Consider the following 18,635-nt stretch of genomic DNA (forward strand, 5'->3'; position numbering starts at 1 on the left):
ATACGTAAAACAGCCATTTAATAGACATTATATCAATCAGAGGAAAGGATAGGAAATAAAAACGCCTCTGCTCATAGCAGAGACGCCAGTCGTTATTTCATTCTAAACGGCCACCAATTCCATTTACCAAAAATCCGAACCATGACCGGAATAAAGAGCGGCAATACAACAAAAGCATACAATAAAAGTCCAATGAGTACGACCGTTGCAATTTCAACAAGTGATAATACTCCCGATGGCAGCATAGCGGCGAACGTACCCGCTAAAATAGCCACTGCAGAAATAATGACAGACCCCATATTTCTCATCGCTGATATCATGGATGCTTGTACATGCTCTCCCTTCCATTCATTAAAACGATCCATGAGGAAGATTGAATAATCGATCCCGAGCGTCACAAGTATAACAAAGCTGAAAAATGGGACAGCCCAGCTGACACCATCGTAGCCAAAAAATGTTTTAAATATCCATTCTGTTAACCCGATCGATGTAAAATACGTTAAAATCAGTGAAAGTGTTAAGTATATCGGCATGACGATTGACCGTAATAAAATAATTAAAATAATAAAAATACCAATTAACATGAAGATGACTGTTCGAATAAAGTCACCGTCAGACGTTTCTTTTAAATCCACATTTAAACTTGAGATACCAGATACACCGTATTTGGCATTTTTGAGTCCACTCACAGGTAAATATTGATCAAGTGTTTCCTCAATTTTCGCGACACCTTTCATCGCTTCATTGCTGTATGGATTCACATTTAAGATGACTTCAAAAGTCGTTAATTTACGATCTGGAGACATATACGTATGAAAAATTTGCTTAAATTCTTGGCGTTTCAGTACTTCTTCTGGAATAAACCAGCCCGTTACTTCTTCATCTGGCGCTTGCTGAAGCTGCTTTAAGTAGCCGTCAGCCTCGGTGAAGCCGCTTTTGACCTGTTCAAGCCCTTGAATACTTTCATCTAATCCATCTGTTAATAATGTAAGTTTTGATGAAAGCTGGCTAAATCCTTTTTTGATGGATTTTTGACCGTCTGTCAGCTGATCTGCACCATCTTCAATTTTAGGCATTTCTTTAATCAATTGTTTTTGGCCCTCATTTGTTTGTTCAAGACCGTCATAAATTTGATCAAGCCCATCCATGAGCGCTTGCACTTGGCGTTTCACTTCTTTTTGCTTGCTTGATAAGGTTTGAATCACTTGATCTGCCTGCTTGATCTTTTGCTTAAAGTGAGCGGCTTCCTTTTCATATACACTCATTTGATCCCCTGCTTGATCAAGCATTCCTTTTGTTTCTTTGAATACTTTCTTGATTTCTTTATATTCATCCATATCTTTTACTTCTGGAAGACGATTTTCTAATGCTTCAAATGATAGATTTTCATAGGATGCCTTTACTTTCTTAATGGTTGTCATCAGCTGCTGATTCGATTTCGCATGGCGTTCCAGTGTATTCACCACTCGCTCAAGCTCTTGAATCATCGTTTCGCTGCTGCGATATTCTTGCTCTAATTCTTTTTTCGCTTCTTTGATTTTACTTCGAATGGTGCCGACGCCATCTTTACTGCGCCTCACCCCATCTTCTAAAGAGATAAGAGATTCCCTGACTTCTCCGATACCGCTTTTGATTGCTTTTGTTCCATCAATCAGCTGGTCAATGCCTTGAGCGGATTCTTCAATTTTTGGTTTTTGTTTGAGGAGGGCGAGATTTGTTTCGGTCAAACCATCTGAAATTTTCCCGATTCCTTCATGGCCTTTGCCAAGTTCTCCTCCCAGCTCTTTCGCTTGAGAGGTGACATAAAGCTGGCTCAGCCCGTCCCCAACAGGACGCGTGACACTGCGGACTGTTTTGACTTCGTCAATGTCATTTAATTTACGAGTCAGTTTTTCAATCATGACAATTTTTTCTTGATTATCTAGCTTATCATCATTTTCGACAAGCACATTCAGCGGCAGTGCTTCACCAAAGCCAAATTGCTCTGATATCGTATTAAATGCAGACACCGACTCATACTTATTCCCAATTTCATTTAAACTGTTATAAGATAGGGTGCCGTCGTACATCAGAATAGGAGGTACCGTAATAAGAGCGACTAACCCTAAGCTGATCAGCGGCCTTTTAAATGAAAAACGCCCAGCCCATTCCCACATTTTACTTTGCGGGTGCTGAATGTTTTCTCTTTTAGACGGCCAGAATAGAGATTTTCCGAAAACAGACATAAAAAAGGGAACGATGGTGACAAGGGCTATCAGCAGAATGCCTACTCCAACGGCAACACTAACGGCTGATTGATACAATTGGAATTTAGCAAATCCAATACTTGAGAAACCGACTAACACGGCTAAGCCGCTGAAAAATACCGTTTTCCCTGCACATTGATACGTGATGATAATCGACTCTTTGACATCACGGCCTTGACCGATCTCCTCTTTAAAACGGCTTAACAGCAGGATGCAATAATCCGTTCCGATACCGAACATAATGGCTACCATAAAAATCTGAGTAAAATTAGATAGAGGAAATTGTGTATATTCTACGAGAAAAGCCACAATACACCGGCTGACAGCGTAAGAAATGCCTATCGTAATGAGCGGAACAACAGGTGCTAATATCGATCTGAAAACAATTATTAAAATAAAGAAAATAAAAATCATCGTAATAAGTTCAGTTTTCTTCAGACCTTGTTGAGAGCTTTGAATGACATCTGAATCCACAAATTTTTGACCCGTTATTTCATATGAGACATGATAGGGCTTTAAAACTTCCTCAATTTGTTCTTTAATCTTCACAGCTTTTGTTTCGTAGTGGTCGAATTTGAATGGAACAAGAAGTGTACTTTTATCCTTTGATAAAAGTTGTTTTTGAATGTCCGGATCTACATGAAAATACGAAGTAATTCCGTCAATGTGGAGTTCTGGGGCATGTGTCGTAAGTGCAGCTAAAGCCTTTTTTAATTCCTGCTCTTTCGCAGGGAACAGATGTTGTTCGGAGAATACAAGCACACCTGTATCTTTTTTCCCGTTCTTATCTGACAGCTTATCCAATAGTTGAAGTGCCTCAGCTGTTGGTGTCCCCTCCGGAACCTTTAATTGCCCTTTTTCTCTTGTTAATTCCTCTAAATCGGGCGCAGTAATAAACAGAATCACAGCTGTTATCATCCACACCAATAATACAATCCATCTTGCTTTAATTATTTGCAACATAGCTGCTTCAAGCTCCTTCTAGTTCATCAATCAATTTGCTGTATTTGAGCGTGTCTGAAGTGCTGACTGCGTCTCCTTCAAATGGCAGGATGACCTATTCAATTGTCCTTACGTGTTGAAGAAACACATCTCCATCATCAGCACGCGAGCTCAATTTCTGCCTAAAGAAAGACAGAAAATGAATGTTTTTGAACACCTCCGATTTGGGATAATTTAAAAGATATTACTATACATTAGTTTAACTATCAAAATTTTACATGTCAATTTATAAAAAAGAAAAAAGATGGCAAAATACCATCTTTTTTCTATATTTAAACCGTTTTCAATTGTTCACTCTCATCCTCTTCATCTGGCTGGATGAAAAAGAGGACCAAAAATAGTGAAATGAGACTGCAAATGGTCGAGAGAATAAAAACAATGGAGTCCCCTTTATCCATAAGATAAGCAAAAATCGGAGGTCCTAAAGCAACACCGATAAATCGCATACTGCTATAAAATGACGTAATGGTACCGCACTGCTCTTTTTCAATTCCTTCTGTAATCAGCGCATCAAGTGCAGGCAGCACAATACCGATGCCAACTCCGCCAATGCTTAAACAGATAAACAATAAGTAAAAGCTGTGATTCCACCATAAAAAAATATAAGAAAGTGATAACAAAGCCATCCCTACGATTAAAAAGATTCTCATTTTTCCTTTTTCTTTTCCAATCGTTTTTCCAGCTATGTAGGAACTGATTGATAGAAAAAGGAGCGGAATACTCAGCAGGAGCCCTTTTTTGACGCCCTTTATTTGATAAGCCGCCTCTAGGTTATCGGATAAGTAAAAAAGCACACCAAAAAGAAGAAACATAATAAAACCGCCAATAGCAAAAATGGCATAAAGCCAGCGTCCCTCATGCTTAAAAATGGTCTTTGTTGATTTTAAAAATTCTTTAAATGTAGGCGGGTCCTCCTCTTTTTTCGCCGACTCTACCATGAACAGTACCATGAGAAAGCTGATGATCGAAAAGAACGGAATGAACCAAAACGGCACAAACCAAAACCATGAAGCAAGAAGTGCCCCAATAATTGGGCTTAGTACCTTTCCTGCTGTGTTAGAGGTTTCAATGGCGCCAAGTCCTGCACTTACCTCTTCATCATCATGAAACAAATCTCCTATGAATGGCATAACGACAGGTGCCGCTCCAGCTGAACCAACACCTTGAAGGACCCTGCCAAACAGAATCCACATATACGGTTCTTTCATGATCGTTGAGGCGACTGCCGCCACAGCCCCTCCAAGTCCAGCGATTAAAAGACACGGCAGCAGTACCTTTTTTCGCCCAATCCGGTCTGATAAGTAACCAGCAATTGGAATACATAAGATTGCTACAACCGAATATACCGTAATAATGAGAGAGACTTGAAAGGAAGTGATCGAGAGTTTCTTTTCTATCTCTGGCAATACTGGTATTAACATCGAGTTCCCTAGTGTCATGATTAGAGGCACTGATGATAATGCAATGATATTCTTTTTACTGACTGTTTTCTCGCCCAACATCATTCACCCAATTCTATATACTGTTACGTATTAGTGTGGCAAGTTTGACGAGTATTATGTATGGGCAAACAAAAAGCAGCCGCCTATGGAAGCGACTGCTTATTAAAATCGTTTGCGTATGACATGAAAGCTGAATTTATCCGCTCGAAAATAATTGAGGGAGTATAAGACCGGCTGATCATCTTGATCATAGTGCATTTGTTTCAGTAATAATAACGCCGTTTCAGGGTCACAATCTAGAATCGGTGAGATTTGATCGTGATAGCCAATTGGTTCGATGTCAGCAACTGCATATTTAATCCCGTTGTGCGGTTCTCTTCCAAACAGCTCAAAAAGAGACTCTTCTTCATGTGTAAAAGAAGCGGGAAGATGTTTGACTGGAATTTTATCTAAACAATAAACAACTGGCTGTCCATCTGCCGTTCGAACGCGTTCCATTGAAAAAATCCCATCAGATTCATCACATTGAAAACGAATGATATCATTCTCTGTTGGTTCACCTTCTTGCGAGGATAAAAAGATGGTACCAGGCGTCATATTGACCTGCTCAATCATTTTCGTGACACTTGTCAGCTGTTCTATGCCTGTCGAAAAAAGTGGTCTTGAATTGACGAAAGTTCCCACACCATGCCTTCTAATTAAATACTTCTCTTCTTCTAGTATACGAAGGGCTTCACGCAGTGTCGCTCTGCTCACACCTAAAAGCTTTGAGAGCTCAAACTCCGAAGGCAGCTTTTCTTTTTCGGCATATACACCTGTTTGAATATCTTCTTTAATACGGTCAATCACTTTCAAATATAAATGGCGATTGTCTGTTTTGGTCGACATGTTTTCCCTCCGTCTAATCAATGCAAATGATAAGATGAGAAATCTCTATTCCGAGATAAGTTGAACATAACTATATCATGTTTTTGCAAATAAATAAATAGTCTGACATCCAGTTAACATAATCATACTATCGTTTACTATTTTTCAGGAAAGCTCTCTTCAACTTATGAAGAGAGCTCGTCATATTGTTCTTTTGAGAGGAGAACCTCTCTCGGTTTACTGCCTTCATATGGTCCTACAACGCCTCGTTCTTCCATTGCGTCAATGAGACGTGCTGCCCGGGTATAACCGATGCGGAATCTTCTTTGCAGCATAGAAACAGAAGCCGTCTGCATGCCGATGATCAATTCAACTGCTTCATCATATAGATCATCTTCCACAGCCGCAAGCTGATCCTGCGTTTCTTCGCTTGGAATCATTTCCTCTTGGTATTGTGCTTTTTGCTGTGTGATCACATGATCAACAACATGTTCCACTTCTTCATCTGATAAAAAAGCACCTTGCACACGAACCGGCTTGTTTGCACCAACAGGTAAAAACAGCATGTCCCCTCTGCCCAGCAGCTTTTCTGCTCCCCCCATATCAAGGATCGTCCTTGAATCTGTTTGTGAGGATACGCTAAAGGCAATGCGGGACGGGATGTTGGCTTTAATGACACCTGTAATGACATCGACAGAAGGTCTTTGTGTAGCGATAATCAAATGAATGCCCGCAGCACGAGCCATTTGAGAAAGTCTTGTAATAGAATCTTCCACATCAGAGGAAGCGACCATCATTAAATCTGCCAGCTCATCTACAATGACAACAATATAAGGTAGTTCTGGCTGTTTAGCTTCTTCTGTTTGATTCATTCGTTTAATGTAATCATTGTAGCCTTCAATATTTCTTGTCCCCGTATGAGAAAACAATTCATAGCGGCGTTCCATTTCGCTGACTACTTTTTTAAGTGCCTGCGAGGCTTTCTTAGGATCTGTTACGACAGGAGCCAAAAGATGCGGAATGCCGTTATATACATTTAGTTCAACCATCTTTGGATCAATCATCATCATTTTCACTTCATGGGGCTTCGCTCTCATGAGAATGCTTGTGATAATACCATTAATACACACACTTTTTCCGCTTCCAGTCGAACCTGCTACAAGCAAATGCGGCATTTTGTTCATTTCAGCAAGCACAGCTTCACCCGAGATATTGCGGCCTAGTCCAATGAGGAGCTTAGCATTTGGACGGTCATTTTGCTTCGATTCTAATACCTCTTTTAATGAAACCATAGCAATTTCTGCATTCGGAACTTCAATCCCAATGGCTGATTTACCAGGAATCGGCGCCTCAATTCGAATGTCCTTTGCCGCGAGTGCAAGGGCTAAATCATCACTTAGATTGACGATCTTGCTGACCTTCACACCGACATCTGGATATACTTCATATTTGGTCACAGCTGGACCTAAATGAACCTGGGTGACTTTTGCTTTAACACCAAAGCTTTGAAATGTTTTTTCAAGCTTTCTTGCATTTTCATATATATTTTTCTTATCTGTTTGCTGACCTGAATGCTGGGGCTCTGCCAAAATATCAAGTGACGGCAATTCGTAATCTTTGTTTTCAAGTTCAGTAAACGTCATCGGCGGCGCCTCTTTTGGTTCATCGGCTGTTTCTGATTGAACTGCTGCACTTTGCGCAGACTCTTGAAGAGGATCTGTTTCTTTTGCCGCCTGCTTTTTTTGAACCGGCGGTGTGAGAATGTCATCCCTGTCTGCAAAGCTTGAAATAATTGGCTGGCTATTATCAGAAGACGGCGTTTCCTCTTCGATCACGATCAGATCATCCTCGTCTTCTTCTTGAATGCGTGAACGTTTTTTCTTTTCACTTGTTTTTTGAGAGGACGCGGTCTTTTTCGCCTGCCTGATTCCTTTCATATCTTCAACAAACGCTTTCCACTGCTTCACCATAAATTGTGATACAGGAATCGTCACTTTTTTCACCATTTCCTGAAGGGATCGGTTTGTAATCAGGACGATTCCAATCAGCATGAGAACAACCGCCATAATTTGCGAGCCTGCTTGTGCAAATAAGAAATAAGAAGCAGCAAACAAGACGGCGCCGATCATGCCGCCCCCTAAATCAGGCGACCCTGTTTCACCTTTCATATCCATCAAGAAGAGCTCAAATGTATTTCTAATCACACTTTGAGAGCCAATGACACCAGCAGATGAAAGATGCTGAAAGAGCTTCACATGTGACAAAAGCAAGATACTCGCAATGATGCAGTAGAGACCTGCTTTTCTTCTTGTCAAAATATCTGGGATTTGTTTTTTCCAGAAAATCGTCACACCAAAAAGAAATAATCCGATAAGGCAGAGAATGAACCATTCACCTGCAAAGAATCGGAATAGATGTACAAAGGTTTGTCCAACAACGCCTAGCTGTAAAATGGCAATGATCGCTATGGCAATACAGACTAACCCATTTAGTTCATATTTCAGTTTTAGCTGTTTATTTTGTTTTTTTCTCGTTTTCCGTTTTCTCTTTTTAGCCATACTCATCACCTTACTACGAAAGAAAATATAACCTACCGAAAGATCAGAAAGAAAGCAGCCTGGTTTTGGCTGCATCTTGTTGTAAGTTTTCCCTTTATTATAGCATAGAATCATTCATATGAGTCGGTTTGATTGGTGCCTAAATGTAACTTCAATCGCTTGCCTGGTGCAAGCTCTTGATTGAGAAAATCCATTGGGTTGGTGCTCATGACTTGAACGATTTCTGCTTCATCTTCTTTCATTTCAACCATCACAGGCACACCTTGAATGTTTACTTGCTGAAGTTTACGTTCTCCCTGTTCTTCAGCATAAATGGCTTCATATGGCATAGGCGTATATAAAATCATTGGATCAGCCCCTCGTTTTGAGATGCCCTGTCTCCGATAAGTTCATTCAACTTTTTAATCGCTTGTCCTACGCCGCCCACTTCATTCATGAGTCCGTATTCCGCTGCCTCATGACCAACGACATTTGTTCCGATGTCTCTTGTCAAATTGCCTTTTGAGAACATGAGCTCTTTAAACTTCTCTTCTGTAATGTTGGAGTGGCTTGTGACAAAGTTAATGACTCTTTCCTGCATTTTGTCTAAGTATTCAAAGGTTTGCGGAACACCAATCACAAGACCTGTTAACCGCACAGGATGAATCGTCATTGTGGCTGTTTCTGCAATATACGAATAGTCACACGATACAGCAATCGGGACACCTATGGAGTGGCCGCCGCCAAGCACAATCGAGACAGTTGGCTTCGATAAAGAAGCAAGCATTTCTGCAATCGCAAGTCCCGCTTCAACATCTCCTCCTACTGTATTTAAGATGATCAAAAGGCCCTCTATTTTAGGGTTTTGTTCAACTGCTACGATTTGTGGAATGACATGTTCGTATTTGGTTGTTTTATTTTGCGGTGGAAGCTGCATGTGGCCTTCAATTTGTCCAATAATAGTGAGGCAATGGATATTTGTATCTTGCGGCAGCTGTGGAACGGCTGTTTCACCAAGCTGCTGTATTTTGCTCATAATGCTATCTTTTTCTTCTGGCTTTCGCTCAGGCTGCTGTTCATTTTTTTCGTCCATTTGTCTCCATCCTTTCCTCAAACTCTTCTCCTATTATGAACAAGTAGGCCATATTCCATCCGCATTCCTCACGCTACATCAAAAAAGCCCAAAGAGCTTATGCTCCTTGGGCTTAGCGTGTAGACAAACCCTCGCATTCGTTGTCAGTCCTGCGCTTCGGTGCTCACGAATGTCAAATTCGCTCCGCTCCGGTGCTCGTCCTTTCTAGACTGCAAAGGTTTTCTATCACGCTAAAAAGAAGACAAAGTGCTAAAATAAAGTTCATTTTAGCACTTTGTCAACAATCTAAAGCCCAAAGAGCTTATACTCTTTGGGCTTTTCTCATCACACTTCCATAATAATTGGAATGATCATCGGCTTACGTTTTGTTTTTTCATATAGGAATTGATTTAGTACATCGCGCATGGATTGTTTCAGTGTTGACCATTCAACAATTGAGTTTTCCGTTTGCTCTTTGACAATCCCTTTGACCATTTCTGTTGCTTTCACAATCAGCTCTTCGGATTCTCTTACATAGACAAATCCTCTTGTGATGATTTCAGGTCCAGAAATTAATTGTTTCTTTTGTTTATCAAGCGTGATGACAACAATCAAGATGCCATCTTGAGACAATAGGCGTCTATCGCGTAACACAATGTTTCCGATATCACCAACGCCAAGTCCATCGATCAAAATGTTTCCTTGATGAACTTTTTCACCGATTTTGACGTTCTGCCCTCTAAACTCAACAACATCTCCTTTATCAATCAAGAAAATGTCACTGCGTTTCATGCCTACTTCTTCAGCAATACGAGAATGGGCTTTTTGCATACGATATTCACCATTCACCGGAATTAAATACTTCGGTTTTAGTAAGTTCAGCATCAGCTTTAACTCTTCTTGACAGCCATGTCCAGATACATGCACTCGTTTTTGCGCAAAAATGACTTGTGCTCCGCTTCTTGTAAGGAAATCCACTGTTTTAGAGTATGTGAGTTCTTGTCCAGGAAGAGGTGTAGATGCAATCACAACCGTGTCATCTTTTTCAATATGAAGCTGTTTGTGATTTTGCTTCGCCATTTTTGTTAAAGCAGCAAGAGGTTCTCCGTGGCTTCCAGCGGTCAGAATGACCACATCGTTTTTCGCCATTTTCTTCACTTCTTGAACGGGTACAAATAATTCTTCGTCTGCTGTAACATAACCTAGCTTGATCGCCAGCTGAAGGGTGGTCATCATATTCTTCCCTGCAACGGCAAGCTTACGGCCATTTTGATTTGTTGCATTAATGATCTGCTGCACGCGGTTAATATTAGATGAAGACACAGCAACAATCACACGATTTTCAGCATTGTACATCGCATTTGAGATTTCGTCTTGGACGAGCGCCTCAGAAGGTGTATAGCCTGGTTTTTCAGCATTTGCACTGTCTGAAAGCAGTGCTAAAACGCCGTTGTTTCCAATTTTCGCAATCTCTCCGATGTCACAGGCTTGGTTAAGCGCTGGGGTTTGATCAAATTTAAAATCACCTGTGCATACAATTGAACCAAGAGAGGTTTTGAAGCTGATCCCTACTGAATCAGGGATGCTGTGATTCGTTCTAAAGAATGATACTTTTGTTGTTTCAAAAGTAATGACTGATTTCGCATGTACCTCACGCAAATCAGCTTTTTGATTGAAGCCATACTGCTTTAATTTTTCTCGAAGTAACGCAAGGGTCAGCTTCGTTCCGTAGACTGGTACAGACAATTTGCTCAAGCAATGGAATACGCCTCCGATTGCTTCATCATGTCCGTGGGTAAGAAAAATTGCTTTCACCCGATCAGCACGTTCTGTTAAATAAGAGATATCAGGAATGACGACGTCAATGCCTAGCATTTCGTTTTCTGGATGCATTAAGCCTGCATCTACCACGTATATGTCCGAATCAATCTCAATGACATATAGGTTTTTCCCGATTTCTCCAACGCCTCCGAGTGCAATAATTCTTACGTTCTCTGTATTTTTCTTTTTCAAAATTCTTATCCTCCTAGTCTCAAGCCCGTCCATCATCGCTTAATGCTATTATAACTGAATCTAATTTTAGAAAACAAGATGAAGTCACATTTTAAGAAAGTGTTTATGTATAAAAAACGGTCATACTCAGGGACATCTGAGAATGACCGCTTACGAAATCTTTTGTTTTGATCAGCTGTTTAAAACGCTGCTTAAATCCAGTCTCTCTTCTTCTGACAAAGGCAAAAGCGGAAGACGAACAGATCCGACGTCTAGTCCTTTCAGCTGAAGGGCTGTTTTGACAGGCGTTGGATTTGGCGCTGAGAAAAGCTGTTTCATGATTGGAAGCAGCTTTTGATGGATCAATGCTGCATTAGCTGTTTGGCCTGAAGCATAGCTTTTCAGCATTTGCTGCATATCCAGTCCTACGATATGAGACGCAACAGAGACAACTCCTTTTGCACCAACAGATACAGCCGGAAGTGTTAAGCTGTCGTCCCCTGAATATACGTCGAAATCTTCTGGCGTCTCTGCAATGATTTTTGTCATGGCATCAAGATCGCCGCTTGCTTCTTTGATGGCAACAATGTTTGGTATTTGTGCAAGCTTAATTGTTGTTTCTGGTGCTAATGACGCAGCCGTTCTTCCTGGTACATTGTAAAGCATGACAGGAAGAGATGTAGACTCGGCAATTGCTTTAAAGTGTGCATACATGCCTTCCTGTGATGGCTTGTTGTAATAAGGTACGACAAGCATCACTGCATCAACGCCCGCTTCTTCTGCTTTTTTCGTTAGTTTGATAGACGCATTTGTATTATTACTGCCTGTTCCTGCAATGATTTTACAACGACCATTTGCTAATTTGACCGATTGCTGAAAAAGAGCAACTTTTTCTTCATTCGATAAAGTTGGCGATTCGCCTGTTGTCCCTGCAACGACTAAAGAGTCACTGCCGTTTTTTAACAAGTAATCAATGAGAATTGATAGCTTTTGGAAATCGATGTTGCCCTTTTTATCAAAAGGTGTAATCATAGCTGTTGCGATATTTCCGAAATTCATTTTTTTCACCTCATCATGATTCAATCACATTTATCTTGAAAGTTCAAACACTTCATGCAGGGCATTGACAGCCGCTCTCATGTTTTCTTCGTTCACTAACACCCAAATGGTCGTATGACTGTCAGCTGATTGTAAAATCGGAATGTTTTGCTCGGATAGAGCCGATACAATTTTAGATGTGACACCTGGTACACCCATAATGCCTGCGCCAACAGCTGATACTTTCGCACAATTTGTTGTCACAATTGGCGTATAGCCAAGATCTTTTAGGATCGACGTTGCCTTTTCAGTCATTGCACCTGTCACTGTATACACAATTTCACTCGGTGTGATGTTGAAGAAGTCGACACTGATTTGTGCGTTTGCCATTGCTTTGAAGACCTCTGTTTGTACACTGTACTGACCTTCTTTTGCAGGAACTTTGATTTGCGTCACATCATTGACATGTGCAATACCCGTAATGAGGCGGTCGTACACATCATGGCTCATTTTATCTGAGTAGTGTGATGTAACGAGTGTGCCCTCATCATCAGAGTATGTTGAACGCACCCTCATTGGTACTTTTGCCTGCATCGCAATTTCGACAGCTCTCGGGTGAATGACTTTTGCCCCTTGATATGCGAGGTTGCAAATTTCCGTATATGTCACGACTCTAAGCGGTTTTGCATTTTCAACAATACGGGGATCTGCTGTCATAACGCCTTCTACATCTGTAAAAATATCAATAAAGTCTGCCTGCAATGCAGCGCCTAAAGCAGCTGCGGACGTATCACTGCCACCTCGTCCGATTGTTGTCACGTCTCCATTTTTCGCCGCTCCCTGAAACCCAGCGACAACGACAACATCATGTTCAGACAGTGCTGCCTCCAGACGTTCGCACTTCATGTCAATAATTTTCGCACTTGTATGCTCCTTATCTGTCACAAAGCCCGCCTGAGCTCCAGTCATCGCTACAGCCTTTAGCCCGTTTTCATTCAGCATACTTGAAAACACAACAGCTGATATATTCTCTCCGCAGGAAACAAGCAAGTCTTTTTCTCGATTTGTCATGTTCTGCGCGCTGCCGTAAAGCAGACCGAGCAGCGTATCTGTCGCATAGGGATCACCTTTTCGTCCCATTGCAGAAACGACGACAACCGACTTATAGCCTTTCTCTTTTGCAGATAAGATATGTGCAAGTGCCCTTTTTCTACCTTGATCATCTTTGACAGATGTACCGCCAAATTTTTGGACAATTATTTTCACTGTTTTCACTCCAAGTTCATTCTGACGTAACAGAAGAGAGCAGGCGAAAGATGCCTAACTCTCTTCTGTTCGTCCTCAACATCCATTAAATGTTAAACTAATTTTAATGCTTTTAAGCTTTCTGCAATTTGAACTGAGTTCCATGCAGCACCTTTAAGCAGGTTATCAGATACAATCCACATATGGAACCCGTTTGGACGGTCCAAATCTTTCCTAATGCGGCCGACAAATACGTCGTTTTTCCCAACAGCATCTGCAGGCATTGGATAAATTTGCTGAGACGGATCATCTTGCAGCGTAATTCCCGGTGCATCTTTTAGAATTGATTTGAGGTCTTCAACTGTTGCATCATTTGATTCTAGTTCGACGTAAACAGATTCTGAATGACCTGTTTCAATTGGAAGTCTCACACATGTTGCCGCTACTTCCAGCTCTGGCATATGCATGATTTTTTTCGTTTCGTTGATCATTTTCATTTCTTCGAATGTATAACCATTGTCTTGGAATTTATCAATTTGCGGAATCGCATTAAATGCAATTTGATAAGGCATGACTTCTGGTTTTACATCTTCTTTATTTAAAATAGCTTGTGATTGGCTGTATAGTTCGTCAATGGCTTCATGTCCCGCACCTGATACTGCTTGATACGTAGAGACAATGACTTTTTTCATTCCATACGCCTGACGAAGCGGTTCTAATGCCGCTACCATTTGAATCGTTGAACAGTTAGGGTTTGCAATGATCCCTTGATGATCATGCAAATCTTTTTCGTTTACCTCTGGTACGACAAGAGGGATGTTTTCGTCCATACGAAAAGCACTAGTGTTGTCAACAACAATCGCACCTCGTTTGACTGCTTCAGGAGCTAGCGCCTTGGAAACATTTCCTCCAGCACTGAATAATGCAATGTTTACTCCTTCAAAGCTTTCAGGTGTTGCTTCCTGAACAGTGTACTCTTGACCTCTGAATGTCACTTTTGTTCCAGCAGAACGTTTTGAGGATAGTAGAGTAAGTGTATCCATTTCAAAATCTCTGTCAGCTAGTGTTTTTAACATTTGTTGACCGACAGCTCCAGTCGCTCCAACTACAGCTACATGCAATCCTCTTCCCATCAGTAAAACTCCTTCCGACCCATCCATGATTCTTTTCTTTCGGATGGCCACCCTATGACTTTTTACATTTTATTTTACCATAGAAAAGCAAGGCTTGAAGCATCTTTTTTGAATCTTTCATGATTTTCTAGTGAAACTATTATTCGTTTGGTCCAATTAAAATCGGCTGAATTTGTCTATGCTGGAGCGCCTCTTCTACTGTTTGAGATAGCAGATCCATGTTTGCGACCATCGAGGTCGGTTTTTTGAATGGATCGTCCTGGCCAAATGGAATAAAGAAAATATTCTTTGTCGACATCAGTCTCATCAGATTTGTACCATTTAAGCCTAACGCATCGTTTGTTGAGATACCTAAAACGACAGGACGATGATTTCGAATGGTTGCTTTAGCAGCCATTAAAACAGGACTGTCTGTCATGGCATTTGCAAATTTCGCCATTGAGTTTCCAGTTAAAGGAGCAATGACCATACAATCAAGCGGCAGCTTAGGTCCGAGCGGTTCTGCTTTAACGATTGAGTCAATCGCCTTAAATCCAGTCAGCTTCTCAATCCGCTCGATCCACTCAGCTCCATCTCCAAATCTCGTATTCGTGCTCTGCACCGTGTACGACACCACTGGACGCACCTCTGCCCCTTCTTTTACAAGCGCTTCGATTTGCGGAAAAACAGCTTCATACGTACAGTGGGAACCTGTTAAACCAAAGCCGATTCTTTTTCCTTTTAATGATGTCATGATTCCATCCCCCTTTTTTCCTCCGCAAGTTCACATAAAAGCCCGGAGAGCACTTTTGCAATGATTTGTCCTGCTGTTTTTGGTGCAACAATCCCCGGGAGTCCTGGTGCAAGAAGTGCCTTTACTCCGTGCTTTTGTGCAAAGTCAAAGTCTGTTCCGCCGGGGCGGGAGGCGATATCCAAAATGAGTGTCTTTGGTGTCATGCTGACGATGACAGATGAATCTAATACAAGACTTGGAATGGTATTGATGATAATATCAACGTCTGTTACTTCTTCTTTTAACCGGTCCATTGAAAATGGATCAAGCCCCATCTCAAAGGCCCGCGCTAAATGTGCTGTGTCTGCCGCCCCTACTTTTACGTCTGCCCCTAGTGCCCGAAATGTGCGGGCAATCGTGAGTCCTGTTCTTCCAAGTCCGAGAACAGCGACATGAGACCCGTGAATCGTATAGTCCGTTTGCTGAATGGCCATCATGATAATCCCTTCAACTGTTGGAATAGAGTTATATATGGCAATATCATCTCGCTCAAACAGCTTCACAAGCTTCCGGTTCACCTGCTTTGCCAGATTGTCTAAGTACGTATTTGAAATACCTGAGTACAAGGTACAATGGGCAGGGGTTCTTTCTAAATATTTTGCTTCCAGCAAGACCTGCTCATTTGAGAAAACAGTTGCAACAACGCCTTCATCCGTTGCCCCTGATACTGGCAGAATCATACTGTCTACTTGTTCGAATGGAAGTTCAGACATTTTCAGCTTTTCAGCGCCAATAAATCCATGGTCCAGCTGATCAAATCCGACTAAAAACACTTTGGCATGCTGCTGTGACAACTTGCGAATAATTTCAAGCTGCCTTGCATCTCCCCCGATCACCGCAACCGTTAAACCGCTCAACATACTGACCGTTCACCTTCTTTATTTAAAAAAGTCTGTAATATTTTCTGAATCTCCCTTTCAGCATATGAGGAGAGGATTCAGCCTGTGAACGAATCAGAGAGAGAAAAGAAAAAGAGCACCCGTTTATGACGGGTGCTCTTTTTCTCCGTGCGGCTGAAGTTCTTCAGGCACATCGAGAATGATCATATCTGATCCTATTTTTTGAATGTGATTCCACGGGACGCGGATGTCATTTCCTTGTTTTCGAAAGCCAAACCACTTCACGGAAGGTATAATGAGTGCTGTAATTTGACCGTCCTGTTCATTGATTTCAAGATCAGTTTGTCCAAGCACGCCAAGCCGCTCCGCTCTTTTAATATCGACAATCTCTTTTCCCGACAGTTCACTCAGCCTCAAAGTCGCATCACTTCCCTTCCGTATCATATATGCAGCAGACAAGGGGAATAGACCGGATCTCTTTAATGACTCGTTTGGAGAGAAAGCTGCGTCCCTTTCATGTAGTGATCATGCCATAATTCCAAGTTGTACAGCATCCAGACTTTTTGATCCGCTCCATTTTTGTTTTTCTGATTCGAATGATTTCGTAAAAATTGTTCTAGTGGCTTTCTTTGAAACAGTTCTGTTGCAAAGCTTTGTTGATCAAGAAGCTTCTCTTCGATTTCTTTCATCCTTTTGCTCATCCAATGATACACCGGAACCGGAAAACCCATTTTTCTTCTATATAATATACGCTTATCCACTGTTTGCTCCATTGTCTTTTTTAACATATATTTCGGAATGTCTTGTACCTCACTCGTTTTGAGACTCGACTGAAAAAATGCTTGCAGCCTGCTAGGCAGTCCTTTATAAGGAAGCTTATATTTGAAGGGCATGTCATTGACAAATTGGATGATGCGATGATCAAGAAATGGAACACGCGCCTCTAGTCCATGTGACATCGTCATCATATCAAGCCGGTCTAACAGATTTGGTAAATGAATCTGCTGGAATAAATAGAGCAGTTTATTTTCATACGACGCACCCTCCATCTTTTGAAAGCAATGGGCAATAAACTGGTTCATGTGTGAGTCAGGAGGGTCAATTGAACTAGCGTGCCGACTTAAAAGCTGCTCTTTTTCGCCAGCAGTAAACCATGCATACCTTTTTTTGTAATGATCCATCTCACCTTCAAGGTCGATCAATTGATGTACCTGCTGCTGAAAGGATAGTTCAAATAATACCTTCGAAAGGATGGAGGACAGTTTTCGGTTTTTTTGAAGCCATAAAATTTTCCGCCAATCTGCTGGACTCCTAAAGACACGTCCATAACCTGCAAACAATTCATCCGCTCCTTCACCACATAGAACCACCGTCACGTGCTTTTTTGCTTCCCGTGACATATGGTAAAAAGCGACTTCATGAGGAATAGAAAGAGGATGATCTCTTCGCTTCACAACTTCAGGCAATAATTGAAAGTACTCTTCTTCACTCATTCTATGTGAGTGTAGCTTGACATTGTATTGATCTGCCGCGAGTTTGGCATAGCTTTCTTCAGAAAAGCCTTCCTCTTCAAAGCTGGTCGAAAAACAATGAATATTCTCGTTTTTGTATTTGGACATCAAAGCGACAATCGAAGTCGAATCCACTCCCCCGCTCAAAAAAGCTCCCACAGGCACATCAGACATCATCTGTTTTTGCACACTATCTTGAATTAATTCAAACAATTCCTTTTGATAATAACGTTCTCCCCGATCGATCCCATCAGCTGGGAGCGGATATTGCCAGTAGGTCTCTTTTGTTATGCCTGTTTCATCTATTTTCAAGATGACACCTGGGGGTAATTTTTGAATTCCTTGAAAAAAAGTCTGCTCGCCGATCGAATAACGGAAGGATAAATAACTAAGAACAGCGTCTGGCTCAATAGCAGTTTGTATGTCTGGATGCTGAAAAAGAGCCTTCATTTCCGATCCAAAAATAAGCCCTCCCCGGCATTCTGAAACATACAGCGGTTTAATCCCAGAACGATCTCTAAACAAATAAAGTGCTTTCTTCTTTTTGTCCCATATCGCAGCTGCAAACATTCCGTTTAATTGCTCAACAAAGGAAATTCCGTATTCTTCATAGCCATGAACAAGCACTTCTGTATCTGTCTCAGTGCGAAACAAATGGCCTTTATTCCATAAGTTCTCTCTTAATTCTTTAAAATTATAAATCTCTCCATTTAGAATCACACATATAGAATCATCTTCATTTGTTATTGGCTGCGGCCCAGATTGAATATCAATAATTGAAAGCCGCGTATGAACCAGACCAACTGAGTCATCTTGATAGACACCACTATCATCAGGTCCACGCACAGCAAGTGCGCTTTTCATCTTCAGTAAGATGTGAGGATCAAGTGGTGCTTGGTTAAAATGACAATAGCCTGCAATGCCGCACATAGACATGGC

General features: G+C 41.3%; 14 protein-coding genes. All 14 read right to left on the minus strand.

Going from position 1 to position 18,635, the window contains the following annotated elements:
• Positions 1 to 92 precede the first annotated feature (92 nt).
• Entirely contained in the window at positions 93 to 3,209 is a 3,117-nt protein-coding gene (locus tag MHI60_RS18320) for an MMPL family transporter (RefSeq protein WP_144485261.1), read from the minus strand.
• Between the two features lie 311 nt (positions 3,210 to 3,520).
• Entirely contained in the window at positions 3,521 to 4,753 is a 1,233-nt protein-coding gene (locus MHI60_RS18325) for an MFS transporter (protein WP_186318641.1), read from the minus strand.
• Positions 4,754 to 4,852: 99 nt separating this feature from the next.
• Complete coding sequence (locus tag MHI60_RS18330) at positions 4,853 to 5,578, minus strand: GntR family transcriptional regulator (protein ID WP_095408538.1); 726 nt, start codon at positions 5,576 to 5,578, stop codon at positions 4,853 to 4,855.
• A 164-nt stretch (positions 5,579 to 5,742) separates the two neighbouring features.
• Positions 5,743 to 8,115 carry a DNA translocase FtsK gene (locus MHI60_RS18335; RefSeq protein WP_144485259.1) on the minus strand — a complete coding sequence of 791 codons (2,373 nt, stop codon included), beginning with the start codon at positions 8,113 to 8,115 and terminating at the stop codon, positions 5,743 to 5,745.
• Positions 8,116 to 8,225: 110 nt separating this feature from the next.
• A complete protein-coding gene (locus MHI60_RS18340) occupies positions 8,226 to 8,462 on the minus strand; it encodes a YlzJ-like family protein (RefSeq protein WP_008344712.1) in 237 nt (78 codons plus the stop codon).
• Positions 8,459 to 9,187 (minus strand): ClpP family protease, encoded by a 729-nt coding sequence (locus tag MHI60_RS18345; protein ID WP_024424124.1) that lies wholly within the window; start codon positions 9,185 to 9,187, stop codon positions 8,459 to 8,461. The genes MHI60_RS18340 and MHI60_RS18345 overlap by 4 nt, the downstream gene beginning before the upstream one ends.
• A 324-nt stretch (positions 9,188 to 9,511) precedes the next feature.
• Positions 9,512 to 11,179: a ribonuclease J2 gene (gene rnjB, locus MHI60_RS18350; protein ID WP_012010007.1), complete on the minus strand. Its 1,668-nt coding sequence runs from the start codon at positions 11,177 to 11,179 to the stop codon at positions 9,512 to 9,514.
• Between the two features lie 171 nt (positions 11,180 to 11,350).
• Entirely contained in the window at positions 11,351 to 12,217 is an 867-nt protein-coding gene (gene dapA / locus MHI60_RS18355; RefSeq protein WP_024427012.1) for a 4-hydroxy-tetrahydrodipicolinate synthase, read from the minus strand.
• Between the two features lie 30 nt (positions 12,218 to 12,247).
• Positions 12,248 to 13,462, minus strand: a complete 1,215-nt coding sequence (gene dapG, locus MHI60_RS18360) for an aspartate kinase (protein ID WP_048239801.1) — start codon at positions 13,460 to 13,462, stop codon at positions 12,248 to 12,250.
• A gap of 92 nt (positions 13,463 to 13,554) precedes the next feature.
• The gene (gene asd / locus MHI60_RS18365) at positions 13,555 to 14,574 is read right to left on the minus strand and encodes an aspartate-semialdehyde dehydrogenase (protein WP_024424127.1); all 1,020 of its coding nucleotides are present in this window, start codon (positions 14,572 to 14,574) and stop codon (positions 13,555 to 13,557) included.
• 139 nt (positions 14,575 to 14,713) lie between these two features.
• Entirely contained in the window at positions 14,714 to 15,307 is a 594-nt protein-coding gene (dpaB, locus tag MHI60_RS18370; protein ID WP_048239799.1) for a dipicolinate synthase subunit B, read from the minus strand.
• Positions 15,304 to 16,206, minus strand: coding sequence for a dipicolinic acid synthetase subunit A (dpaA, locus tag MHI60_RS18375; RefSeq protein ID WP_095408534.1), 903 nt, complete (start codon positions 16,204 to 16,206; stop codon positions 15,304 to 15,306). The genes dpaB and dpaA overlap by 4 nt, the downstream gene beginning before the upstream one ends.
• A 123-nt stretch (positions 16,207 to 16,329) precedes the next feature.
• The gene (locus tag MHI60_RS18380) at positions 16,330 to 16,602 is read right to left on the minus strand and encodes a YlmC/YmxH family sporulation protein (protein ID WP_008344726.1); all 273 of its coding nucleotides are present in this window, start codon (positions 16,600 to 16,602) and stop codon (positions 16,330 to 16,332) included.
• A gap of 62 nt (positions 16,603 to 16,664) precedes the next feature.
• Positions 16,665 to 18,632: an asparagine synthase (glutamine-hydrolyzing) gene (gene asnB, locus MHI60_RS18385; protein ID WP_144485257.1), complete on the minus strand. Its 1,968-nt coding sequence runs from the start codon at positions 18,630 to 18,632 to the stop codon at positions 16,665 to 16,667.
• Between the last annotated feature and the right edge of the window lie 3 nt (positions 18,633 to 18,635).

The organism is Bacillus sp. FSL K6-3200, from assembly GCF_038630485.1.
GTDB classification, from domain to species: Bacteria; Bacillota; Bacilli; order Bacillales; family Bacillaceae; genus Bacillus; species Bacillus safensis.